Annotated in this window: 18 protein-coding genes and 3 pseudogenes; 7 read left to right on the plus strand and 14 right to left on the minus strand. The window is 64.6% G+C overall.

The window, feature by feature from the left end; genetic code table 11:
- Positions 1–346: 346 nt before the first annotated feature.
- The 9 genes and pseudogenes from ACWEO2_RS42835 to ACWEO2_RS42875 form a co-directional block, all read right to left on the minus strand.
- A pseudogene (locus tag ACWEO2_RS42835) lies at positions 347–1078 on the minus strand (hypothetical protein); the annotation flags it as partial.
- A gap of 161 nt (positions 1079–1239) precedes the next feature.
- Positions 1240–1830 carry a DUF4232 domain-containing protein gene (locus tag ACWEO2_RS42840; RefSeq protein WP_452410621.1) on the minus strand — a complete coding sequence of 197 codons (591 nt, stop codon included), beginning with the start codon at positions 1828–1830 and terminating at the stop codon, positions 1240–1242.
- Positions 1831–2154: 324 nt separating this feature from the next.
- Positions 2155–4290 (minus strand): MMPL family transporter, encoded by a 2136-nt coding sequence (locus ACWEO2_RS42845; RefSeq protein WP_452410622.1) that lies wholly within the window; start codon positions 4288–4290, stop codon positions 2155–2157.
- 303 nt (positions 4291–4593) lie between these two features.
- Positions 4594–5355 (minus strand): ABC transporter permease, encoded by a 762-nt coding sequence (locus ACWEO2_RS42850; RefSeq protein WP_452410623.1) that lies wholly within the window; start codon positions 5353–5355, stop codon positions 4594–4596.
- Positions 5352–6161: an ABC transporter ATP-binding protein gene (locus ACWEO2_RS42855; RefSeq protein ID WP_452410624.1), complete on the minus strand. Its 810-nt coding sequence runs from the start codon at positions 6159–6161 to the stop codon at positions 5352–5354. The genes ACWEO2_RS42850 and ACWEO2_RS42855 overlap by 4 nt, the downstream gene beginning before the upstream one ends.
- A gap of 8 nt (positions 6162–6169) precedes the next feature.
- Positions 6170–6526, minus strand: coding sequence for a DUF1048 domain-containing protein (locus tag ACWEO2_RS42860; protein WP_452410625.1), 357 nt, complete (start codon positions 6524–6526; stop codon positions 6170–6172).
- Positions 6527–6528: 2 nt separating this feature from the next.
- Positions 6529–6858: a PadR family transcriptional regulator gene (locus ACWEO2_RS42865; protein WP_354958261.1), complete on the minus strand. Its 330-nt coding sequence runs from the start codon at positions 6856–6858 to the stop codon at positions 6529–6531.
- Positions 6859–7364: 506 nt separating this feature from the next.
- Positions 7365–8315: an SDR family NAD(P)-dependent oxidoreductase gene (locus tag ACWEO2_RS42870; protein ID WP_452410626.1), complete on the minus strand. Its 951-nt coding sequence runs from the start codon at positions 8313–8315 to the stop codon at positions 7365–7367.
- A 224-nt stretch (positions 8316–8539) separates the two neighbouring features.
- Positions 8540–8938 (minus strand): response regulator transcription factor, encoded by a 399-nt coding sequence (locus ACWEO2_RS42875; RefSeq protein ID WP_452410627.1) that lies wholly within the window; start codon positions 8936–8938, stop codon positions 8540–8542.
- Positions 8939–9159: 221 nt separating this feature from the next.
- On the opposite strand from ACWEO2_RS42875, the gene ACWEO2_RS42880 reads away from it, so the two are divergent.
- The 5 genes and pseudogenes from ACWEO2_RS42880 to ACWEO2_RS42900 all read left to right on the plus strand — a co-directional run.
- On the plus strand, positions 9160–10134 hold the full coding sequence (locus ACWEO2_RS42880) for an aldo/keto reductase (RefSeq protein WP_452410628.1): 975 nt from the start codon (positions 9160–9162) through the stop codon (positions 10132–10134).
- A 342-nt stretch (positions 10135–10476) separates the two neighbouring features.
- On the plus strand, positions 10477–11970 hold the full coding sequence (locus ACWEO2_RS42885; RefSeq protein ID WP_452410629.1) for a GAF domain-containing sensor histidine kinase: 1494 nt from the start codon (positions 10477–10479) through the stop codon (positions 11968–11970).
- Positions 11971–12053: 83 nt separating this feature from the next.
- A complete protein-coding gene (locus ACWEO2_RS42890) occupies positions 12054–12542 on the plus strand; it encodes a DUF2231 domain-containing protein (protein ID WP_452410630.1) in 489 nt (162 codons plus the stop codon).
- Positions 12543–13780: 1238 nt separating this feature from the next.
- Positions 13781–15286, plus strand: coding sequence for a catalase (locus tag ACWEO2_RS42895; protein WP_452410631.1), 1506 nt, complete (start codon positions 13781–13783; stop codon positions 15284–15286).
- A gap of 62 nt (positions 15287–15348) precedes the next feature.
- Positions 15349–15516: pseudogene (locus ACWEO2_RS42900) on the plus strand (diguanylate cyclase); the annotation flags it as partial.
- A 70-nt stretch (positions 15517–15586) separates the two neighbouring features.
- On the opposite strand, the gene ACWEO2_RS42905 reads toward ACWEO2_RS42900, so the two are convergent.
- The 5 genes from ACWEO2_RS42905 to mdlC form a co-directional block, all read right to left on the minus strand.
- A complete protein-coding gene (locus ACWEO2_RS42905; protein ID WP_452410635.1) occupies positions 15587–16234 on the minus strand; it encodes an NAD(P)-dependent oxidoreductase in 648 nt (215 codons plus the stop codon).
- Positions 16234–16485, minus strand: a complete 252-nt coding sequence (locus ACWEO2_RS42910) for a hypothetical protein (protein WP_452410632.1) — start codon at positions 16483–16485, stop codon at positions 16234–16236. The genes ACWEO2_RS42905 and ACWEO2_RS42910 overlap by 1 nt, the downstream gene beginning before the upstream one ends.
- 223 nt (positions 16486–16708) lie before the next feature.
- Complete coding sequence (locus ACWEO2_RS42915; protein ID WP_452410636.1) at positions 16709–17221, minus strand: Dps family protein; 513 nt, start codon at positions 17219–17221, stop codon at positions 16709–16711.
- Positions 17222–17709: 488 nt separating this feature from the next.
- Positions 17710–18366 (minus strand): response regulator, encoded by a 657-nt coding sequence (locus ACWEO2_RS42920; protein ID WP_452410637.1) that lies wholly within the window; start codon positions 18364–18366, stop codon positions 17710–17712.
- 536 nt (positions 18367–18902) lie between these two features.
- Complete coding sequence (gene mdlC, locus ACWEO2_RS42925) at positions 18903–20513, minus strand: benzoylformate decarboxylase (RefSeq protein ID WP_452410633.1); 1611 nt, start codon at positions 20511–20513, stop codon at positions 18903–18905.
- Positions 20514–20769: 256 nt separating this feature from the next.
- On the opposite strand from mdlC, the pseudogene ACWEO2_RS42930 reads away from it, so the two are divergent.
- Together ACWEO2_RS42930 and ACWEO2_RS42935 are read left to right on the plus strand one after the other, a co-directional pair.
- Positions 20770–21079 (plus strand): annotated as a pseudogene (locus ACWEO2_RS42930) (hypothetical protein); the annotation flags it as partial.
- A 472-nt stretch (positions 21080–21551) separates the two neighbouring features.
- Positions 21552–24197 (plus strand): condensation domain-containing protein (locus ACWEO2_RS42935; RefSeq protein ID WP_452410634.1); only part of this gene is annotated, 2646 nt, incomplete at its 3' end.

Consider the following 24197-nt stretch of genomic DNA (forward strand, 5'->3'; position numbering starts at 1 on the left):
CCGCTACGACGTGTACATCAAGACAGCCAGCAATACACGAGCACCCAAACCAGCCGGGCCGCGACCACGCCGAAGAGCTTAAAACTCAAGCTAGGGATTGTCGTCATCCGAGTACTCCGATCAGTGGCTAGTGGACGGGCGGCTGGAAGCCGGGGATGTTGAGTTCCTGCCCAATAGCTGCGACGGCGTCGACGAGGGTGTGGCCGCCGAGTTGCGGCCAGCCCTGGCCTTGGACACCGAGCATCTGGATCCACTCGTCGCGGATGCGGCCGTCGGTATCGCGGGGCAATGGCACCTGGGTTGGTCCCGACGGTGGCGCGAATCCGGCGAGGCCGAGGGTTTGGCCGACGGTGGCAACGCCGTCGACGAGGGTGTGGCCGGCCAGTTGCGGCCAGCCGTTGCCGCCGATGCCCATGAATTGAATCCACATGTCGGTCACCGGATCCGGCGCGACCTCCCCGACCCCGCATTGGTTGGCGAAGTCCTCCGGCGAGAATCCGTCGGCGGAGTTCATATCGCAGTTGCCGAAGGGCGGGGCGCCCTCGGGGAGACCGCCGCCGTAGCCCTGGCCGTCGGTGTACTGGTGGGCGATCTGGCCGGGCAGGTTGGGGTTGCTGCCGTAGCCGGCGCCGATCATGTTGAGCCCGTCCGGGCGCACCGGCCACATGCTGTTGAAGTCGGGCCGGTTGGCGTAGCCGATGACCCTGCGGGTCGAGCCCAGCCAGTCGGCCAGCCGCCAGTAGGCGCGGTTGATGCCGTCGGACTGGTCTCCGCCGGGATTGCCGCCCGATTCCACGTCGATCATGGAGATCATCTTCCGGTGCGGGCCGCCCGCCTCGCCGATCATGCTCTTGTGGTTGTCAGCGGTGTCGAGCCAGTTCGGTCGCCAGTAGAAGTAGACGATGAAGCAGGAGATTCGTCCGGAGTCGGCGGAGTCGGCGGCCCACGCATAGTTCGTGAAGAAGTTGTGGTCCCGGTACGTGCCGTCGTTGGATCTGAACGAAAAGATCTGATACGGGTAGGAGTCGTCGACCGGTACTTGGAACTCGGACACATCGGCGAAAAGGGAATCAACCATGACTACCCTCCGAGAAGGTCGACCGGCCCCTTGGGGAGGACCGGAATTGACGTGGTAGCTACCGATTTTCCGGGGCCCCGGCCGCGACGTCAGCAGTAGTGCACTACTGTGACCGCGTCGTAATCGGCGATGCCACAACGAAGCCCGCTCGCCGCCTCGGGCTAACGGCCGCTGCCGCCCGCCACGACGGCGTGGATCCTCAGTTGGGTCGTGGTCGCCTGTGCGAGACCGCATGCTGTCCCGGCGCGTTCGAGGTAGAACGATATGGTGTTGTCGGGCGGGTAGATTCGCAGCCCGGGCACCGGCACCGGTTGACATTGCTCGGGCGGAATATTGTGTACGTTGATCGCGTACACCAGCGCCGATGCCTGCCCACCGGGCGCCAACTGGACCGAGCCGGATGAGGCACCGTCCCGCACGGCGGGCGCGCCGACGGGTGCGCTGTCCGGGCCGGTAGCGTAGGAGACGCCCGGGAATCCTTCGAGAACGCACGGACCGGACCCGTTGTTGGTGAACACGATCGGGAAGGCGACAGTTCCAGCGGCTGCCGTTTCCGGTCCGAGACCGGCCGCAAGATCGGACGTCGGACATTGCGGTGTAACGGCATCCGATGCGCGCGCGGTCGGCGGCTGCGGAACCAGTTGCAGCGCCGAGCCCGCGCTACTGCTGGTCATCCCCGGCGGGGCCGGCTGTTCGGTGCCACAACCCGTGACGGTCGCCGCCGTAGCTGCGGTGAGCAGCCACCATGCCATCCGCCTTCTCCACACAGCACCTCACCGTACTCCGCGGGTGAACGAAAGCGCAGTGGAAATGCCATTGCCGCAACCGAATACGCCGCGAAACCTTATGAGGTGTTGTGCGGTATTCGGCCCCGTCGTCGGCGCAACCGAGCGTGAACGCCATCGGCGCTGCGATCTGTGGTCGAGGATGCGCGTAGCCGCGGTGCGGCTGTCGGCGGTGCCGACGATCAACAGCCTGTCTCCGGTGGTGAATACAAGGTCGGGGCCGGGCGACGGTATGGCTGGGCGAAGCGAAGCCGGGCCGTCCGCAAGGATGGCCCGGCTTCGGTATCGAGATCAGTTCATTCGCACCGGCTCTCGGTAGTGACTCGGCTGCGACTTCGGCCTGGTATCGGCGTGGCCCGGCCACCAGGCGCGGTGGCCGATCAGCGCGGTGAGCGCCGGGGTGAAGAACATCGCCATGACGAAGGCCGCGATCGCGATGCCGACCGAGATGGCGAAGCCCATCTGCGACAGTGTGGTGTTGCCCGCCAACATCATCGAGGCAAAGGTGCCTGCCAGGATGAGGCCCGCCGCGGCGATGGTCGGCCCGGTGTGGTGCAGGGCCAGGGCGGCGGCCCGCCTCGGCTCGTGGCCTTCACGTGCCTCCTCCCGCAACCGGGCGACCATCAGGATGTTGTAGTCGGTGCCGAGCGCGACCACGAACAGGTACATGATCACCGGCAGGGTGAAGACGAGCCCGGATTCGTGCTGCAGATGCTGGAAAACCAGCACCGACGCACCTAGGGTGGCCGCGAAGCCCAGGAATACCGACGCCAGCAGGTACCACGGCGCCACCAGACTGCGCAGCAGCAGCGCAAGCACGATCATGATCAGGATCGCCGCCACCGGGAACACGATTCGGTAGTCGTGGTTCATCGCGTCTTGGAAGTCGACGAATACCGAGGTAATGCCGCCGACCACCGCTGTAGTTCCGGGCGGTGCCGCCGCGTGGGCCGCGGTCCGCAGTGGACCCCGCACCGTATCGATCGCCTGGTCCGATTCGGGTGCTGACGTCAGTGTGACTTTGAAATCGGCGACCGAATTGTCCTGCGACAGTGTCGGTTCCGAGACCTGGCCGACACCGTCAACTCGAGTCAGCGCCGTGCGGTAGGACTCCAACTGGTCCTGGCTCAGCGAATTCGGCGACCGCAGCAGCACATCCGAAGGCTGGGTGACACCGGCGGGCATGCCCTTGAGCAATTCCTTGCTGTAGACCACCGATTCGGACGCATTGGAGGTCGAGCCCGAGGTGAGGTCGAAGGTCGGGTTGAATCCGACGGCGAACACGCCGAGCACGGTCAGCAGGCCGCCGGCCGCCACCGCGAACACCGCCGGCCGTCGGCCGAGTCCGCGGCCCAATCCGGCGAACACGGCCCCCTTCGGTGCGGTGCGCCATGCCTTCGATGGCCAGAACACCTTGGTGCCGAACAGTGAAACGATCGCCGGGACCAGGGTGAGCCCGGCCAGCAGCGCCACCGCCACCGCGATCGCCAGCGCCGGTCCGAGCGAGCGGAACAGGCCCAGGGTCGACAGCGTCAGCGCCATGAATGCGATGATCACCGCGCCGGCTGCGGAGGTGATCGCCTCACCGACCCGAGTGACGGCGCTGACCATCGCGGTCTTGGGATCCTCTCCGGCCCGCAGCCGCTCTCGGTAGCGGAACATCAGGAACAGGATGTAGTCGGTGCCGACCCCGTACAGCACGACCACCAGGATGGAACTGACCGAACTGTCGGTCTTCAGGTCGAATGCCTCGCTCACCATGGCGATCAGACCGTTGACGGCCAGGGAGATCGCCCCGATGACAACGATCGGCAGCAGCGCGATCACCGGGCTGCGGAAGATCAACAGCAGCAGCACCAGAATCAGACCGACGGTTGCGAATCCGATGATGGCCAGGCCCTTGGTCGAGGACTCCTGTGCGTCGAGGTTCTGCGCGGCCGAGCCGGTGACGCCGACCTTCAGGCCGGTGTCGTGCACCTTGTCCTGCAATGCTTTACGCAGTGCCTTGACCGCGTCGCTCTGCCGGGTATCGCTGGGGTTGGTGACCTTGGTCATCTGCACCGCGGCGATCTGGATGAGCCGGTTGTCCGACGGCGGGACCGCCTGAATTCCGGTGACATCGCTCAGCTGTGCCTGGTTGAGCTGTTCGGCGATGGATTCGACGGCTGCCTCGTCGGCCGTGCTGAGCGGCCCGTCATCGGTTCGTTCGAACACCAGGATCGCGGCGGGCGCGGCGGAGTCGGGAAATGCCTTCTCCTGCAGCTCTGCTGCCTGGATCGATTCGTAATGCGAAGGCAGGAAGGAGGATTGGTCGGTGGTCGCGGTCAGTTTCGGAGCGGTCGCGACCACCGCGATGATGATCAGCACCCAGGTGCCGATCGTCCACCATGGACGGCGGACGACCAGCGAGCCCAGTCGTGCGAACATGATAGGGTCCTTTCGAGAATTGTTGCTGTCGGGAGCTGGCCTTCAGGGAATCGCCGGGCTGGCACCGGTTTTCGATGATCGGCGTGAAGGGCTGATCACCGGCGAACCAACACAAACCGTTCGGCATGGAGTCGGTGAGGCGAACCTGCTGCCGAGGACGGGCAGCAGAATACGCGGCATGAGCAGGTTGCTCGCAGTGTTGACGCTTTGTTCACTTGGCCGAGCGGACGCCCGCCGAGAGAAAAGACATCACCGTGTCAGCGTCGGATCCGACCTGAATACCCCCGAATTGCCGTGGGCGCGTTAGGAAATCTTGCGGCGGTAAGTCCTGATGGCGAAGAAGTACGCGACGATGAGGATGCCGACACACCAGGCCAGGGCGGTCCAGATGCCGGAACCGACCGGCTGCTGTGCGAACAGGTCGCGGATGGTGTTGACGATCGAGGTCACCGGCTGGTGTTCGGCGAAGGCGCGCACCGGGCCGGGCATGGAATCGGTTGGCACGAATGCCGAGCTGATGAACGGCAGGAATATGAGCGGGTAGGAGAATGCGCCCGCACCGTCCGGGGTCTTCGCGGTGAGACCGGGGATGACGGCCAGCCACGTCAGCGCCATGGTGAACAGGAGCAGGATGCCGACGACCGCGAGCCACGCCGCCAGTCCCGCATCGGAGCGGAAGCCCATGAGCAGGGCGACCAGCACGACGACCACGAGTGAAATCACGTTGGCGACCAGCGAGGTCAGCACGTGCGCCCACAGGATGGACGACCGTGCGATCGGCATGGATTGGAATCGCTCGACGATGCCGTTCTTCATATCCATGAAGAGCCGGTATGCGGTGTAGGAGATGCCCGAGGCAATCGTGATGAGCAGAATGCCGGGCAGCAGGTAGGTCACATACGAGTCCGACCCGGTGTCGATCGCGCCGCCGAACACGTAGACGAACAGCAGCATCATGGCGATCGGCGTGATCGCGGTCGTGATGATCGTGTCCACGCTGCGTGTGATGTGGCGCAGGGATCGTCCCAGCAGGTATCCGGTGTCTCCGAGGAAATGCGTGGTCATCGGTGTTCCTTACTCGTTGGAGCCGATACGGCGGAATCGCCCTTGCCGTTGTCACCGACGATGGCGAAGAAGACGTCCTCGAGGGTCGGCTGCTTCTCGACGTATTCGACCTTGGCGGGCGGGAGGAGTTGCTTGAGTTCGGCGAGGGTGCCGTTGACGATGATCCGACCCTCGTGCAGGATCGCGATCCGGTCGGCGAGCTGTTCGGCCTCGTCCAGATACTGCGTCGTGAGCAACACCGTGCTGCCGTGCTCTGCGAGTTCCTTGACGGCCTGCCACACCTCGACGCGCGCCTGGGGGTCGAGCCCGGTCGTCGGCTCGTCGAGGAAGATGACCGGCGGATTCCCGATCAGGCTCATCGCGATATCGAGGCGACGGCGCATGCCACCCGAATACGTCGACACCTTCCGTGTGGCCGCGTCGGTCAGCGAGAATCGCTCGAGCAGGCCGTCCGCGATCGCGCCCGGGTTCGCGACGCGCCGCAAGTGCGCGATCAGCACGAGATTCTCACGCCCGCTGAGGATCTCGTCGACAGCTGCAAACTGCCCGGTGAGGCTGATGGACTCCCGCACCTGTGTCGGCTCAGTGGCGACGTCGAAGCCGTTGACGCCGGCCGTCCCCGCATCCGCCTTCAGCAGCGTGGACAGGATTTTCACGACCGTGGTCTTGCCCGCCCCGTTCGAGCCGAGCAATGCGAAAATGCTTCCCCGCGCCACCTCGAAGTCCACGCCGCGCAGCACATGGAGATCCTTGTACGACTTCTCCAGACCCTGCACATGGATCGCCGAAGCCAGCTGTGTCGTCATCGAACGGCCTACCTTCCGGTTCCGGTGTCTTCTCCGGCGGCGCGCGCTATGGCGCGGAGCAGCCGTTCCCGTTCGCGGTTCTTCCACGAATCCTCTTGATAGTTCTGCGCGAACGCATCGATGAACTCGACGGGGTCCTCCCCGACGACCTCCTGGATCGGGGTTCGGTCCGCCGCGCTCTGCTCGAACAGGTCGAGGAGGTCCTCGAATATCTTCACGCCGCCCCCCGGACCCAAGACCAGCAGGTACCGCTCGAAAGCATCGACGGCCGTGCGATAGGACTCGGGAAGCTGTTTCGCGCCTGCCTTGTACTGCCGCCACCGCCGCTTCTCGCCGAGGTCGCCGATTACCTTTTCGATGAACATGGTTATTTGCCTCCTTCTTGGAGCTGTTCGAGCCGTTCGGAGAGGAAGCTCCAGGTCCTCCAGAACTCGTCGAGATATTCCTGTCCCTGCGCGTTGAGGGAATACACCTTGCGCGGCGGACCCTTCTCCGACGGGATCTTCTCCACGTCGACCAGGCCCCTTTTCTCGATCCTGACCAGCAGGGCGTAGACGGTGCCCTCGGCGATATCGGAGAAACCCTGCTCGCGCAGCCATGCCGTGATCTCGTAGCCGTACGCGGACCGCACAGCCAGGATCGCGAGGACGATGCCCTCGAGCGTGCCCTTGAGCATTTCCGTTATCTGCTTGCCCATGGACCACCTCCTTGTAGTACTCAGTGTCGCTGACTACTAGTAGATAGTAACACTGAATAGTGAAGACACAAGACTGCCAGTGACGGCGGGAGATTCGGCCGGTGAAGTCGGGGTTCGGTAGCAATGGCGCACGGAACAGCTATGTTTCGGTCCGGAAGCCCGACTCCGTTCCGAGGCAAGAACGGCACTACCTGATGCTCGGCTACGCCGCGACCAAGGCCGCATTGATCAGGTATTACGCTCCCGGCCGCGCGCGAGTTCGCCGGTCACGGCAAACACTTTGTGTGCTCGGGCGGTGTAGCCGCGAACATCGCCCTGGTAGCCGGTCGGCTACCAGGGCGAGGGCTACTGTCATCTACTTCGGTTCGCAGGGCGGTAGGCCCGGGTGCGTCGCCCATCGGTTCCTGAACGCTTTGCCTCCTTCCCGAATATCCGCCGACTGAGCAAACCCGAAGAGTTCGCACCTCAATCTTCGACGTCGGGATACCGCCATCATCATGGCAACCTCAGAACCATTGGGTGAGTTCCTCGGAGATCCGCCAGAGGCGCTCGGCGTTGTCCGGGTCGAGTGCGTAGGGCGCGACTCCACCGGTGTGGCCGGCACGTTCACTGATCTGGGGGGCTGGAGCGCAGTCCTCGTAGTAGCGGCCCGTAACGCCCTCCACCTGGGGGCTGGCGGCGAGCAACACCGAGGTGGCGGCACCCTGCTCGATGGTCTTGACCGGTGGCAGCGCCAGTTCGGTCTGTTCGCTGAAGGCCTCGAGATCGCCGGGGCTCATATGTCGCGCGAGCGCGGTGCTGGTGATGTTGCCCGGCATGAGCGCATTGACAGTGATGCCGTCGTCGGCCCAGCGCTGTGCGGCGGCGACGGCGAACAAAATATTGGCTGACTTGGACTGACCGTAGGACGTCCACCGGTCGTAGGGACGGAAACGGTAATGCAGGTCGTCGAAGACTACTGGGGAGAACAGGTGTCCGATCGAGGCGACGGAGACCACTCGAGCACCATCGGCGTCGGCCAGCCACCGGTGCAGGCCGCTACCCAATGCGAAGTGACCGAGATGGTTGGTAGCGAATTGCATTTCATACCCGGCCGGGGTGCGGGTCAGCTGCGGCAGGGCCATGACACCTGCGTTGTTGACCAGGATGTGCAGTGGCCCGGCCCAGGCCTGCCCGAAATCGGCTACCGACACCGGGTCGGACAGATCCAGCCGGGCCGCGTACACCGCACCCGCTCCGGGCGGCAGCTTCTCGGCGATTTCGTCTGCGACTTTCCTACCGGCGTCGAGCCTTCGCACGGCCAGGGTGACCTCGGCGCCGGCCGAGGCCAGTGCACGGGCCGTTTCAGCGCCAATTCCCGAGCTCGCGCCGGTGACGATGGCACGCCGGCCATGAAGATCGACGTCGGCGACGATCTCGGCCGCTGTGGTCGTGGCGCCGTATGCGGTAGTGGACATCGTGAACTCCTTCCGTGTGGACCAGGTCAGTGGTTGCTTCGGCTTTCGTCCAGAACGCTGTCGCCATACGGTCCAATCGTCACCCACACCAGGGCCGCAGTCGATGTGCACAGGAAAATTCCAGGTACCGGGTCGAATCGCGATCGGGCAGTGATGGCGTTCTGGATCTCGACGGCGGATCATCGGTCGTCGGGATCGAGGACGGTCACCGCCCGGTGCGGTGATCACCGTCCTCGAGTCGCGCTGATCCGATCCGTACCTCCGCCCCGGAGCAGATCACGGATGGCGTGGGACGACAGTTCCGATTTGGGCAGGAATCCCACGGCCGGGCTCTCCGCGATCATGTCGGCGAAGTCCTGCTGGGCGTGGGTGGAGATCAGAATCACCGGCACGCTCGGACCGAGCCGCCTGGCGAGTTCGAAGCCGCTCTCCGCACCGAGATCGATGTCGGCCAGCACGACACCGGGCGCAAGTTCCTCGACGCGCCGCAGCGCCTCGGCGCCGCTGGACGCCACGCCGACGACCGAGATCCCCTGCTGTTCCAGCAGGTTGCGAGCGGCCTCGAGGAACTGTCGGCTGTCGTCGACAATCAGGCAGCGCAACAGCCCAACGCGCGACATCATGACCGCAGTCTGCCCGAGTTCGTGACAGCTGTGCATTACCGCTACCCGGAAATCCCCGCACCACAGTGGTGTCTTGCCGTGCCCGAGCAGGGCATACGCAGCTACCGGGAAGGCCGGATTCCTGTTGGCGGGAATTGCCGATGGGCGCTGGCCACGGCGACAAGCGTCCGCCGGAGCACAACAGTGGGCACCAACAACCCTACAGAGATTCGGAGAGCGATATGAAGACAACCATTTTGGGAAGAAGCGGACTGCACGTTTCCCGAATTGCCTTCGGCACTTGGCAACTCGGCGGCGAGTGGGGCCGGTTCGACGAGGACGCCGCGATCACGGCCATCCGGCGCGCCCGCGATCTCGGTGTCGACTTCTTCGATACCGCGCAGGCGTACGGCTTCGGCGCGTCCGAACGGATCCTGGCCAGGGCGCTGGGTCCCGAACTCACAAGCGCCCGTGACGAACTCGTGATCGCCACGAAGGGCGGCCTGCGCCGAACCGATACCGGCCTGGTCCGCGACGCGAGCCCCGGCTGGTTGCGCAAGGGAGTGGACGCCAGCCTGGCGGCGCTCGGCGTCGACCACATCGACCTCTACCAGGTGCATTGGCCGGATCCGACCGTACCGGCCGCCGAGACGGCGGGCGCACTGGGCGACCTCGTCGCCGCGGGCAAGATCCGCCACATCGGGGTCTCGAACTACAGCCCGGCGCAGATTGCGGAATTCTCCGCCGTACTGCCGGTGGAGACGGTGCAACCGCCGTACCACCTGTTCCGGCGTGACGTCGAGGACGACCTGCTGCCGTACTGCCGGGTTCAGAACATCGGCGTGCTGATTTACGGGCCGTTGGCACATGGCTTGCTGACCGGAACGCTGCGCGAGGATACGACGTTCGCCGATGACGACTGGCGCAGCACGAGCCCCGACTTCACCGGCGAGGTCTACCAGCAAAATCTGACAGCCCTGCGGGGACTGGAGAAGTTTGCCGCCGACCGCAATATCACGGTCGGCCAATTGGCGATCGCCTGGACCTTGGCGAACCCTGCCGTGCACGTCGCGATCGTCGGCGCCCGGCGTGCCGACCATATCCAGGACAGCCTCGGCGCCGCGGATGTCGTGCTCGGCGATACCGATTTGGACGAGATCGACAAGATCATGGTACGGGCCAGGCCGATCGCCGGGCCGTCTCCGGAGAGTGTGTGATCGCCGAGCGTCCGCGGATTGGCGGCCGTCGCCAGGGAGCATGGCGTTGACATCGCCTCGGTGGTCAACAGCGCGTACGCCGAATGGCGAAGTCAGGTATGGCTCGGCCATAGCCGGATAGGCGCCGATGACTGGTCATCCGCATGGTGTGTGCTGCGCGGCTACGATTGAGATCGAATTTCGAGGACCTCGTCCGAACTCATCGGCGATCGGTGTGAGCGCTGGGTCATGAAGTGGAAACGGTCTGGGGCGCGCGGATGGCCAGCATCCACGCCAGGTGCGATGTCTGGATGCCGCCGTAGCGATACTGCCTTCGTTTCCCTGCGTGCACGGTTGGTTGCGATGTCGATGCGCCCCGCGGCCCCGCCGCTGCTGCTGGGGGTCGCGGTGGCTGCGTTGTGCATTGCGGCGGAGTCGGGTCTCGTCCTCTGGCTGAAGCATGTCGCCCCGGGCGACGCTTTCGGTGTCGTCTATCTGCTGGGCGTGCTGGTGGTCTCGACTGTATGGGGACTCGGGCTGGCGGTGGCGACATCGGTCGCCAGTGCCATCACCTTCGACTATTTCCGCAACTGGCCCGCAGATTTCGTCCCGACCGCGGCCCAGAACGGCGTCGCCATCGCGGTCTTCCTGTGCGTGGCGCTGCTGGCCAATACCCTTGCGGCACTGGCCCGATCGCATGCGGCCGAGGCAAATCGCCGCCGTCGGGCCGCCGACCTCGTTTCCGAACAACAAGCCGCGTTGCGGCGGGTTGCCACCCTGGTCGCGCGCGGTGCGGCAGCGTCGGAGGTGTTCGCCGCGGTGGCGGAGGAGTCGGCTAGGTGTATGGGCGTGGTCAACGCGGCCCTGTTCCGCTACGAACCCGATGGTTCGGGCAGGTTCGTCGCGGCACGCGACGAGCCTGGATTGCCCAAGATGCCGGTCGGCGAACGGTTCACGCTCGAGGGCGAGAACATCGCGGCGATGGTGCTGCACACCGGAGCCACGGCACGGATGGACAGTCACGACCATGCGACCGGCTCGGCGGCCGCCCGCATCCGTGCACTGGGTCTGCGCTCGGGGGTCGGAGCGCCGATCGTCGTCGACGGTCACCTGTGGGGCGCGATCGTCGCGGGATCGTCACGCCGCGAGCCGCTGCCGCCCGACACCGAGGAACGCCTTGCCGAATTCGCGGACCTGGTCGCGACTGCGATCGCGAACGCCGAGGCCCGGGCCGAACTCACCGCATCGCGCGCCCGCATCGTCACGGCTGCCGACGAGACACGGCGCCGCATCGAACGCGATCTGCACGATGGGGCACAACAGCGCCTCGTTTCGCTGGGACTCGCGCTCCGCACGGTAGAGGCGTCGGTACCACCCGAGCTGACCACGCTCGAAGCGCAACTCTCCGACATAGTGCAGGGCCTGGTCGGCGTCTCGGACGAACTCCGCGAGATCTCACGCGGGATCCATCCGGCGATCCTGTCGAAAGGCGGACTCGGCCCGGCGCTCAAGGCACTCGCCCGCCGCTGCACCGTACCGGTCGATCTCGATCTCGACCTCGACCCGCGTCTACCCGAATCCACCGAAATAGCCGCGTATTACATTGCGGCAGAGGCACTGACGAACACGGCCAAACATGCGCGGGCCACCGAGGTGACCGTGCGCGCCAACACCGATGGCAACACGCTCCAACTCTCGATCCGCGACGACGGAATCGGCGGCGCCGACCCGGCCAAGGGATCCGGATTGATCGGTTTGCGAGACCGCATCGAAGCCCTCGGCGGCCGGATGGATATTGCCAGTCATGCCGGAGCGGGGACGTCGCTGCACGCCATGATCCCGTACACCGTCGCATGACTCGTTCTCAGCGGGCTTTCAGCGACGGTTGGCCACACTGACGGCCGGTGCCACTCGGTGGCCGGAATTCTAGGAGAACGGCTATGTCGACGATCAATGGTTTGCCCGCCCACATACTCCTGGTGCACGCCATCGTCGTGTTCGTGCCGCTGACCGCGCTGCTGCTGGCGCTGTCGGCCGTGTGGCCGATCATCCGCCGGCGGATGATCTGGTTTGTCGTGGTGCTCGCCGTGGTCACCCTGGTGCTGACGCCGGTGACCACCGACGCGGGTGAATGGCTGGAGAAGCGGGTGGGGCGGTCGCCGGCGCTGCACACCCATACCCACCTGGGCGACACTCTGCTCTACTTCGTGCTGCCCATGCTGGTGGCCACCGGGCTGCTGGTGGCCGTCCATCTTCGGGAGCGGCGCAGCAAGCCGGTGGCTCGCGCGGTGGTGGTCGCGGTTGCGGTCCTGGCCGTCGCCAGCGGTGTCGCGGCCACCGTGCAGGTGTATCGGATCGGGGATTCCGGCGCCCGGGCAACCTGGGGCGACCGTAACCAAACGGTGCAGACGCAGCCGACCTCGCGGTAGATCCTGGCAATGTCTGGTTTCGCCCCGGCGGCAAGCGCTGCTGGCGCAGACGCCGGTACCACCCAACTGGATGGCCCCGGAACCAATCGGCCAGCGTCATGTCCGCAAGGTTCGGCGCGCGTCCGAGTAAATCCTCGGCAAGTACTCGGCGACGACTCGCCCGCTATGACCCGAGACCGCGTAAGTGCCGCAACAGGAATCGGCGTCTGCCTCGCGGCGCTACGCAACTCCCATCTCTGATCCAGGCGCGGTCGCACGGGACGGCTCTCAGTAGAGAGATGAACCGCAAACGGCCCCCGCCCAAGCGTGGCCGCAGGCGCCATACCAGCCGTGACCCCAGCTGCCGTAGCCGCCGTGACCCCATCCGCCGTGACCCCAGCCACCGTGAAAGCCGCTGCCGTGACCGGCCGCCCCACCATGGGCGGCCACGACTCCGGAGGTGGCGATCGCTGCCGGCGGAGCCGAAATGGGATCGGCGTGGGCCGTCGGCGCGGCTGCGATAGCTATTGCTGCCGCTCCCACCGCCAACACCGGTGTGATGTAGTTTCTGATTCGCATGGTTGCGCTCCCTTCAATGGCCTGTATGGACACATTTAGAATCGCGCTCCAGCGAGCCCAGGTCGCCACGGCTGACACCCATCCATGCTTCCCGCCAGCCGATATTCCTACCTGCATGCCACCAGCAAGCGTGTTGCCGTGGGCAGGTCCCGCAGACCGTTCGGCTGACGGCCGCCCAGATCAACAAGCTGATCGACTCGGTGGGCGACATGGCGGCGGTCCTCACGCAGGCGCACCCCAGGACAACGCGACGTAGCGGCGACTGCCCGGTGGTGGGTCGGTGCCGACCGTCGCCCGGTGGGTTGAAAGGTTCCCTCGGCCGTGATCGAATTGGAGCACGACGGGATGGTTGGTCGTGGCAGATGCTGGACTGCTTCGCGGTGTCGATCCGCAGGCTGCCACGGGGTAGACGGTGCTCACGACTCTCGAGAAACACCCGTTGTGTTTGTAGGTATTTCGGTCTCGACACGAGCACTGGACTTGTGCTCGCCGCCTGCACGCGGCCGGGTTGTCCGCGGTGCCGTATATGACACCGACCGACGACTTGGCTCACCAACTGCCTTCGGCGAGGTGGAGCCAGGTTCAGCCACCGATTACGCGGCCCGCGACCGCCACGCCCGCCGACGACGGACAACGCTCCGATGGGGGCTGCGGCTCTATGTCTGTGGAAGAGGAGAAAGATGTCTGAGCCGAACTACACAACCGATGCCGCCGGAATTCCGGCACCGAGCGATGACCATTCCTTGACAGTTGGCCCGGATGGCCCGATCCTCCTGAACGACGCCTATCTGATCGAAAAGATGGCGGCGTTCAATCGTGAGCGCCTGCCGGAACGGCAACCGCATGCTAAAGGCGGCGGAGCGTTCGGCACGTTCGAAGTGACCCACGATGTCAGTGCCTACACCAAGGCCGCTGTGTTCCAGCCCGGCAAGCAGACGGAAGTGCTGGTGCGGTTTTCCGCGGTCGCCGGTGAACAGGGATATCCCGACACCGTGCGGGATCTGCGTGGGTTCGCCGTGAGGTTCTACACCGAGCAGGGCAATTTCGATCTGGTCGGCAATAACACACCCGTCTTTTTCGTGCGGGATCCGATGAAGTTCCAGGATTTCATCCGGTCACAGAAGCGCCGCGCCGACAACAATCTGCGCGACAACGACATGCAATGGGATTTCTGGACCCTGTCGCCGGAATCGGCGCACCAGGTGATCTGGCTGATGGGAGATCGCGGCATCCCGGCCACCTTCCGGCACATGAACGGGTACTCCAGCCACACGTACATGTGGATCAACGCTGCCGGCGAACGGTTCTGGGTCAAGTACCACCTCGAGACCGATCAGGGCATCAAGTTCCTCACCCAGGACGAAGCCGCCCATATGACCTCGATCGACATGGACTACCACCAGCGTGATCTGTGGAGAGCGATCGAAGGCGGTGAGTATCCGAGCTGGACCCTGAAGATGCAGATCATGCCGTTCGACGACGCGAAGACCTACCGCTACAACCCCTTCGATCTCACCAAGGTATGGCCGCACGGCGATTATCCGCTGATCGAGGTCGGCAAGATGACCTTGAACCGTAACCCGGCCAACTACTTCACCGACATCGAAGAAGCGGCGTTCGAGCCCAATAACGCAGTACCCGGCACCGGCCCCAGCCCCGACAAGATGCTGCTCGGGCGCTGGTTCTCCTATGCCGACGCGCACCGACATCGGATAGGGATCAACTACAAAGAACTACCGGTCAATTCGCCACACGGCACGGAGGTCCGATCGTGGGCGAAAGACGGCGCCATGCGCCACCACAACCCAGGCGATCCGGTGTATGTGCCCAACTCGAAGGGCGGACCGCATGCCGATCCGGCGGTGGCGGGACCGCCCGCGAGTTGGTATGCCGACGGCGAGATGGTGCGAACCGCCTACACGCTGCGCGCGGACGATGACGACTGGGGACAGGCTGGCACCATGGTCCGCACGGTTCTCGACGACGCCGCCAGGACACGACTGGTCAACAACATCATCGGACACCTGCTCGACGGCGTGAGCCCCCCCGTGCTCACCAGGACGTTCGCATACCTGCACAACATTGATAAGGATCTCGGTGACCGAGTCGAACAAGGAGTACGGGCCAAGCAGGCGCTACACGAACCGACCGCCGCAGAGCGACCGAAAGTCGGCCACACAAAGTAGGTGAAAAACCAACCCCGCCGGTTACCGGATCGTGAGATCGGCGCAGCGCGAGGAGCATCGTCATGACCGAGCACATCGCAGGAGTCGCGATCCCCGCCAGCCGGCTGGTGACGGAGGCCACCGAACTGGTTCGCAGCAGTGCTCCGCCATTGCTGTTCCACCACTCCCGGCGCGTCTATCTGTTCGGGATGCTGCAAGGGCAGCGGCGCGGGCTGCAGCCCGATCCCGAGCCAGCCCCTGGCCGGAATAGCCACCTGAGGATCAGCGGCGAGGTGATGTCCGCATTGCCTTGCTCCTCGCCTACTCCGTTGCCAACGGCCCGCCGGCGACCGCATTCAGCAACTGCTGTGGGGCGATGTTGAAGGCTGCACTGAGAGTGAGGGTTTCGGCCATTCCCTCGACCAGGAGATTCAGCGAGTTGTTGAGCGCGATGCCGAGGTTGCTCCCGTCGCCGATACGTTCGAGCCAGAGTGTTCGCTGGCCGAGGGCACGGAAGATCGGTTCGACCAGCGGCCGGACCGGACGTACGCCCGAGGCGGGGATTAGCAGGTCTCCAGACTCGGCTAGTCCGGGACCGCCGACTACCGGGGCGTCGATGAACAGGATGTTGTTCCGGATGGCGAGGTCGGCGAGAAGAGCGCAGTATTTGGGCTCGATAGTGCTCATTTGGATCCAGATCGCTCCAGGAGCAAGAGCCGATAGCGCACCGCCGGGCCGGGTCATCACCTGCTCGACGGCGGCGCCGTCGTCGAACACGGTGATCAACACCTCGGCGGGGGAGGCGGCGATGCCGGAGACCCGGTGTGCTCCAGCGGCGACCAATGCTGCCTCGACCGAGGTTCGATTCCACACCAGCACGTCGAACCCGGCGCGTAGCAGATTCCGTGCGATCGGTGCGCCCATCGTGCCGGTGCCCAGTACCGCCACGGTGCGCACCGAACCGGCCATCACATCGTCTCCGGGGAAGGTCCGGCAACCGGCCCGTCTTCGTCGAACGAACCCCATTCGCCGCCCAGTTGCCATGTACCGGACGCAATGTCGGAGACGCGCAGTCCGCTTCTTTCCAATGTTGTGGTCTTCATATCGGCTACTTTCGCCCGAATGGCAAACTTTGTCGCCACGGCTGGCGTCAATAAGTCGTTCCCGCCAGCCAGAATTGTGCAGGTATTGGTCACGGCAATCACAATGCCGAGCAGCATTGCCGGTAGCCGGAATGCGTGCCGCCCCATGCTCGAGCAGAATGACCTTCACGATGTCGCCGGTCACGCCGTTGCGCTGTCTCATCGTCGACGTCAACCCGGCCTTCTTACCGCGGCCCGCGACCTCCCGAACAGCAGGGGGCATAGTCGTCGGCATCGGTTCACATCCATGAATCCGCCACCGGGCGAAGGGCGCGCCGGCGGCGGATCGAGGTTCGGGCGATCAGATCTTGCGATTCTCCGACTTGATCATCCAGGCGAGCTTCTCCAGCGAGTCGATGACCTCATGCAGTAAGTCGCTGGTGCTGGGGTCCTCGGCGTCGACCGCATCATGCACGTCGCGGAGGGTGTCGGTCGCTGCATAGGTGCGTGTCGTGATCAAGTCGACGACATGGCCGGTATCCAGCTCATCGGCCGGAAAAGGCGGCAGGCTCGTCGTGACCGCGACGGTGTCGGATCGCCCGTCCGGTACGGCGTCGAGGGCCCGCATCCGTTCCGCGATGGTGTCGCTGGCTTCGCGGGCGGCGTCAACGAGTTCGTCGAGTTGCAGGTGCAGGTCGCGGAAATTGGTTCCGACCACGTTCCAATGGGCCTGTTTGCCTTGCAGGTGCAATTCGATGAGATCGACCAGCACGCGCTGAAGGTTGGCCGTCAGCTCAGCTGAGGCCGTGAAATTACGGATATCTTCGGCGAGACGCCGGCTGACGCTTTGATGGTTTCGATGCGCTGTAGTCATAATTGCGCTCCTTTCTGAGGTGCGTTCCACGGGAACAACCGCCAATTCACTGGATCGTTTCCAGATTTATGATCGTTGGAGTGATTGATGCCGTCGGGTGAAGAATGCGGAATCCGAGATTTCCGGTTCGATCGTGCGTTGTAATTCACGTACGGGCGCTATCTCCATCCGCACGGCGGAATCCCCTGGGTTGCTTGTGGTATTTGCGGCTGTATACAGATACTTGCCCGGATCTGCGGCTGCGTCACTATGGCTACCATCAATTCCGCGCCTCCGGTCAACGGGTAACCCAGGATGCGGGGCAGCGGTAGGGCGTATCTTCCGGCCGGGCGTGGGCCCACTCGGACGCTCGCAAGGCAGCGCGCATCGCTGACGCAAAGTCTGTTGCAGCGGACCCGGCCGTCGGTTGTGCGGTTCGACGAGCATCGCGGGACGCGGTGCCGGTGGAGCAGCGGCGGCCGAAGGTCACACTGGTCGATGCCCGGAGGTCAGCGAGCCTCGAGGAATCTGACGACGGCGAGGACTCGGCGATGGTCCTCGGCGGTCTCCGGCAGATTCAGCTTGGTGAGAATGCTGCGCACGTGCTTTTCGACGGTCCCCTCGGTGACCCATAGCCGGTGGGCGATGCCGGCGTTCGAACGCCCCTCCGCCATCAAAGCGAGCACCTCGCGCTCCCGCGCGCTGAGCACGGCAAGAGGATCGTTGCGTCGCCGAGCCGACACGAGCTCTTGAACGAGGGCCGGGTCGACCACCGAGGCCCCTTTGGTGATCCGTCGGAGGGTGTCGATGAAATCCTCCACATCGGTGACCCGACTCTTGAGTAGGTAGCCGATCCCACGACCACTGGCCAACAGCTCCATCGCATGCTCGACGTCGGCGTGCGCCGATAGCATGAGGATGCCGACTTCGGGGAGTTCGTCGCGGATCACCCGTGCCGCATCGAGGCCCTCGGTGGTGTGCGTGGGCGGCATCCGAACATCGATTATCACCAGATCCGGTACCCGGTCCCGGACCAGTGCCAGGAGTTGGGACCCGTCGCCGGCTTGTCCTTCGACGTCGAACCCGGAGCGTATGAGCAGGCTCGCCACACCTTCGCGCAGTAGCACGTCGTCTTCGGCCAGAATCACCCGTAACCGAGTCGACATCGGGTTGTCATGCTGCGTCATCAGTGGACCGAATTCAGCCATCCTCGACCCCGAAATTCCCCTGCGGCCACTGCACGTACCCCATTACAACGCCCCTGGGCTGATTTGTCCTCCAGCATACCGTCAGCACACCGCTACACAGCGGCGGTGAGTGAACGTCGGCGTCCACCACGGTTGCCGCGTATCTCCAGTTGGATGCATCAGCGGTGGCAAGTCATCGATCCGGCTGCGGCACGACCGCCGCGCTCGAACCGGCGGGCGCTACGTCGCACCGCGGTAGCGGGTTAGATGCTGTCGAGCGCTGGGCGTGGGCGCTCACCCTGTCCGCATTGCGAACGGAGGCGTATGCAAGCGAACCGAATTCGGAACGACGGAGTCGATCGGCGCTCGGCACCGGCGCCGGGCGCGGGAGTGATGGCGGCTGTCGGCCGAGCCGGAACGGCGGCGAGTCAACTACAAGTCCGCAGTCGGCCGGCGCGGCCCTCGTCCTCAGGTCGGGTGCCCCAGGGGTGAGATTCCCCTGGGTCACCCAAACCTCAGAGCATGGCCTTCTCCGGTTGGGTGGTCACCACGATGACCGTGGTGGTGCCGGATTCCAGCGCGAGCCTGAACTCCTTTTCGAGGTCTCCGGTGGATGTGACATCGACGGCGTGGCAGCCCAAACCCCGTGCGACGGAGGCGATGTCCAGGCCCGGTAGGTCGAGCCCGGGCACACCCGGCGTCTCCTCCAGTTCGGCGAAGGATTTGAGGATCGAGTACTCGTGATTGCGCATCACGACGTACACGATCGGCAAGTTCTGTTGTGTCGCGGTCCACAGGCCCTGGACCGAGTATTGGAACGATCCGTCCCCGATCAGACCGATCACCGGACGCGTGACACCGCGGTCCCGGTCGCCGAGCGCGACACCGACGGCAGCCGGTGCAGCCCAGCCGATGCCACCGCTGGCAGTGGCGAAGAACGAGTCGGGCTCGACGGTGGGCAGCCATTCGGCATGTTGGGCCATGGTCGAAGTGGACTCGTTGACGAAGACCGCGTGCTCCGGACGGACCTCGCTGAGAGCCGCGTAGACCTCGGCCGGTGTCAGCGGGCTGCTCGGGTTTTCCGGCAGGCTCCGGGGGCGCGGCATGGGCTTGGGCTGCGCGCGGCCGCTGCCGTCACCCACCAGCTCGGTGAGGAGTTCGATCGACAGCCGGGCATCGCCGAGGAGGCTGTCACCGATACGGGCCGCTGCGGCCGTCGCTGGGTCGTCCGTGATCTGCAACAGTTCGGTCCCCGCGGGGAGGATGTCGCCGGGCACGTAGGGGTAGTAGCGGAAGACCTCGGCCCCGATGACCACGACGAGATCGTGTCCGGCGAGCCGCTCGCCGACGGCCTTGACCGACATGCCGACCGAACCCTGGTACAGGGGATGGTCCTCGGGGAACGAGGCGCGGTCCGGAAGCGGCGGGCTGTAGACCGCGGCCTTCAATTTCTCGGCCAGTGCGATGCCGGCCTGCCATCCGCGCGCGCGGTCCACGTCGGGCCCGAGGATCAGGGCCGGCCGCTGACTAGCGGTGATGCGTTCGGCGAAGCGCCGCAGGCGCTCTGGGTCGGGGGCGTAGGTCCTGCTGACATCACGCAGTACGGCCGGCCCTTCCAGGGGGTGGTTCCAGTCATCGAGCGGGATGGACAGGAACACCGGTCCCGCTGGCGGCTGCACGGCCATCGCATAGGCACGCATGATCGCTTCGGGTACGGCCTCGCCGCGTGCGGGCTCGTAGGACCACTTCACCCATGGCCTCGGCAGGTTCGCCGCATCGAGGTTGGTCAGGTACGGATCGCCTATCAGCAGCTCGCGGTGCTGCTGGCCGGCCGTAACGATGAGCGGTGTGTGCCCGCGGTAGGCGGCGACCAGATTGCCGATGCTGTTGCCGAGCCCCGCGGAAGAGTGCAGGTTCACCAGCGCCGGACGCCGGGTGGTCTGGGCGAAGGCATCGGCCATGGCGATGACGGATGCTTCCTGAAGACCCAGCACGTAGGTGAAGTCATCCGGGAAGTTCCTGAGGAAGGTCTCCTCGGTGGATCCCGGATTACCGAATACGGTCGTCAGGCCCAACGACCTCAACAAATCGTATGTCACGCTGTGGACGGTCGATTTCGCGGTCATTCTGGTCGGTCAGCTCCCTTCGCCAGCAGGCGCCAGCAAACCGGGTGAGCTGTCATCGTGTGCGCATCGTCCGGCTGATAAGCCTTTCCAACCGTATGTCACACAATCCAGTACAGGTTGCCGGCGGCAGGTGTAAGCGCAATGACGAAGAACGATGCTACCCAGAATCAAGATCTCTTACTCAGGGAACGGTATTCGGAATCCGAGGGCAGTGGTGGGAGTGCGACCCGAATCAGCGGTGATCTGACGGTTCATCGGTGAATCACTCGTATTGTCGGGGGTGATTCCATCGATCGGCTCGGTCGGTGACGCATTCGATAATGCGTTGGCAGAGGCGACAATTGCGCTCCACCGGACCGAGACAGTCCGTGACGATTCACCGTTCCAGCGCGGCCCGCTCAACCGGCTCGCCGACGTCGAGACCCCTTACTGCGGAATGAGTCCGTTGGTTCAATGCCAGTCGGCTCATGCACCCGCTCGGTCGCACACCACCGGTCGAATATGAAGCCAACTGCTGTGCACGTCCGCACCGAGCAACCGGCCGGGTTATCCGAGTGACCGGTTGATATCCGGCCTGAGCTGGCACGATACCGCCGCCACCCAGGTGCAGCCCCGACGCGAACGGACGTTCTGGGCGATGGGGCACCAGCGGATCGAGCGGTGGCGGACCGCGGCCGAACAGCACTCGGATTCCGGCGAGAATTCGAGAATCGTGATGCGAAGATCATGTGTTAACGGCCCTGGGCGAATTATGTCGATTTGTGAAATTCGCGAACGCGATTCGGTCGACTATATACAAGACGAAAGTCATTGAAAGTGAGCGTATTCAGTCGACCAAACGAGGTGCGAAGGTCCCTGCGTGACGCCGGTTTCCATTCGACATCTGATACGCCGCGGCGGGATCCCGCGATAGTCAAGTATGCCGCCAACTGCCTTGATCAATTCGGTGATTATTTCGCCGTCGAATTCCGAACGCCGGGTACACGCAAGCCGCCCATTCGACTTGGACCGGCCGTGGTCGGCGCTGGAGGAGGCCAAATGACCGTTTTGCGACCACAGTTTCATCCCGAGCGGGGATCGAGCGCAGAAACCGAGCCGGACGCGTCGGTAATAGAGCAAGTGCCGCTGTCTGCCGGGCAGCGGGCGTTGTGGCTGGCGCAGAAATTGAGTCCGGATGTGCCGATATCAGAGGCACAGTACGTCGAGTTGCGTGGCGATCTCGACGTCGATCTGCTGCGCGAAGCAGCGATGCGGGCAGGCCACGAGTTCCAGTCGGGATATCTGCGGCTGGTTGAGGTCGACGGCGAGCCGTACCAGGTGTTCGACCCGTCGCTCGAGTCGCCGGCGCCGGTGATCGATATGCGCGGTGAACCGGATCCCGTCGCGGCGGGGTGGGAGTGGATGCATCGGGAGTACACCACTCCGCTCGACATGACCAGAGACCGCTTGGTGGGAACGGCGATCGTGCAGGTCGGGGAGCAGCATTACCTGCTGTACAGCAGAATCCACCACGTCGCGCTGGACGGTTACGCCGGAATGATGATCATCAACCGGATCGCCGAACTGTACGGGGCGGCGCTGGAGGGCCGGACGGCGGAGCCGAACCGGGCCGCGGATGTGCGCGCCCTCTACGAGGCCGACCGCAGCTACCGGGAGTCGAAGCGGTTCACCGACGATCAGGAATATTGGGTGAACAGACTCGCCGACGTCGGGGACGAGTCCAGTCTGGTCGCCGGGCAGGCACCCGCCTGCGCGAACAGTACAGTCGCGAAGGCCGAACTGTCGCCGACGACGGTGGAGCGGATCGAGCATGCCGCGAAAGCGTTGGACGCGAGCCCGGCCGCGGTGGTGATCGCCGCGTTCGGCTGCTATCTGGCGCGGATGACCGGCCGAGACGACGTCATGGTCAATATTCCCGTATCGGGTCGCACGAACGCCGTGCTGCGGCGGTCCGGCGGGATGTTCGTCAATGTCGCTCCGCTTCCGCTCACCCTCGATTCGGGCGACACCGTGACGACACTGACGCGGCGGGTGCAGTCCGATCTGGTGGGGGCGTTGCGGCACCAGCGGTGCGGCCTGACCGATATTCGTGCCGCCGTCGGATACCAGGGCGGACTGCGGCGTTTCGCGGGTCCGGTGGTGAATGTGATGTTCTTCTACCAGGAGATCCGGTTCGGATCGGTGACCGGGGAATTCCATATCCTCAGTTCGGGGCCGGTCGACGATCTGCTGGTCGACCTGTATCAAACCGGGGAGCCGCCGCGGACGATCTTGCACTTGCTGGCCAATCCCAACCTCTATACCGACTCCGAACTCTCGGCGCATTGCACGAGGTTCGAGGAATTTCTCGATGCGTTCGCCGCCGCGCCGGACACTGCGCTGGAGCAGGTTCACCCCGAGAGCGTTGGCGAGGGCGCTCGGATCCGCCGCCGCCGGGAGAATCTGGCGTTCTGGCGGGAAACACTCGCGGATCTGCCCGAGAACCTGCCGCTGCCGTTCGACCGGCCGCGGCCGGTGGTGTCGTCGAATCGAGCGGCCACGGCGAACTACGCGCTGCCTGCCGAGTTGGTTCGGACGGTGGAAGGGTTTGCCCAGCAGCACAGTTCGTCGCTGTTCACCGCCATCCATGGCGCGTTGGCGGTACTGCTCGCCCGGTTGAGCGGCACCACCGACATTCCGATCGGCACACCGATTGCCGGGGACGGTGCCGCGGCGCGCGTGGTGTTGCGCACCGAGATCGATCCCGCTGAATCGTTCGCCGAACTACTCGGCCGGATCGAACAAGTCGATGCGGACGCCTTTGAGCACGCCGACGTTCCGTTCGAGCAGGTGGTGGACCAGCTGGTGCCACAGCGGTCCCAGTCCAGGCATCCGCTGTTTCAGGTGCTGTTGGCGTTGCGGAATCAGGGGACGGCGGGGTCGGCCCAGTCCGATTTCGAGCCGCCGGCGGTCGACCCGAGCGACCAAACGCCTGGATTCGATCTGCAATTCATCCTGTCGGAAGATCATGACAGCGGTCATATGACTGTCGCGGTCACCTATGCCGCGGATCTGTTCGACGCTGCGACGGTTGATTCGCTTGCGCATCGGTGGATTCGGATTCTGGAGTCGATCGTCACCGATCCGACTGTTGCGGTCGGATCGATCGATGTGCTCGAGCCTGCCGAACGAGCCGATTTGCTGACCCGCTCCGGCGCACCCTCGGCACCGCCCACCACGCTGCCCGATTTGCTGACGGCAGCAGTCGCCTTCGATCCCGACGGCACTGCGATCGTGTTCGATGGGCAGCGGTTGAGTTATCGGGAGTTGGACGAACGCTCGAATCGGTTGGCGCGGTTGCTGATTCGGCGTGGTATCGGGCCGGAGGATGTTGTCGCGATTGGTATTCCGCGTTCGGCGGATTCTGTTCTGGCGGTTTGGGCGGTTGCCAAAACGGGGGCGGCGTTCCTGCCGATCGACCCGACCCATCCCACCGAACGCATCATCCACATGATGACCGATGCGGATGCAACGACTGGTCTGACCGTGACATCCGTCCGCACGCAACTACCCGACAGCACCGACTGGCTTATTTCGAATTACCTCGACGCAGCCGAGGACAACCACGACGAGACCGACAGTAGTCCGATCACCGACAGCGATCGGGTTCGTCCGTTGCGGATCGACGATGTCGCCTATGTGATC

This window comes from Nocardia sp. NPDC004278 (genome assembly GCF_053602975.1).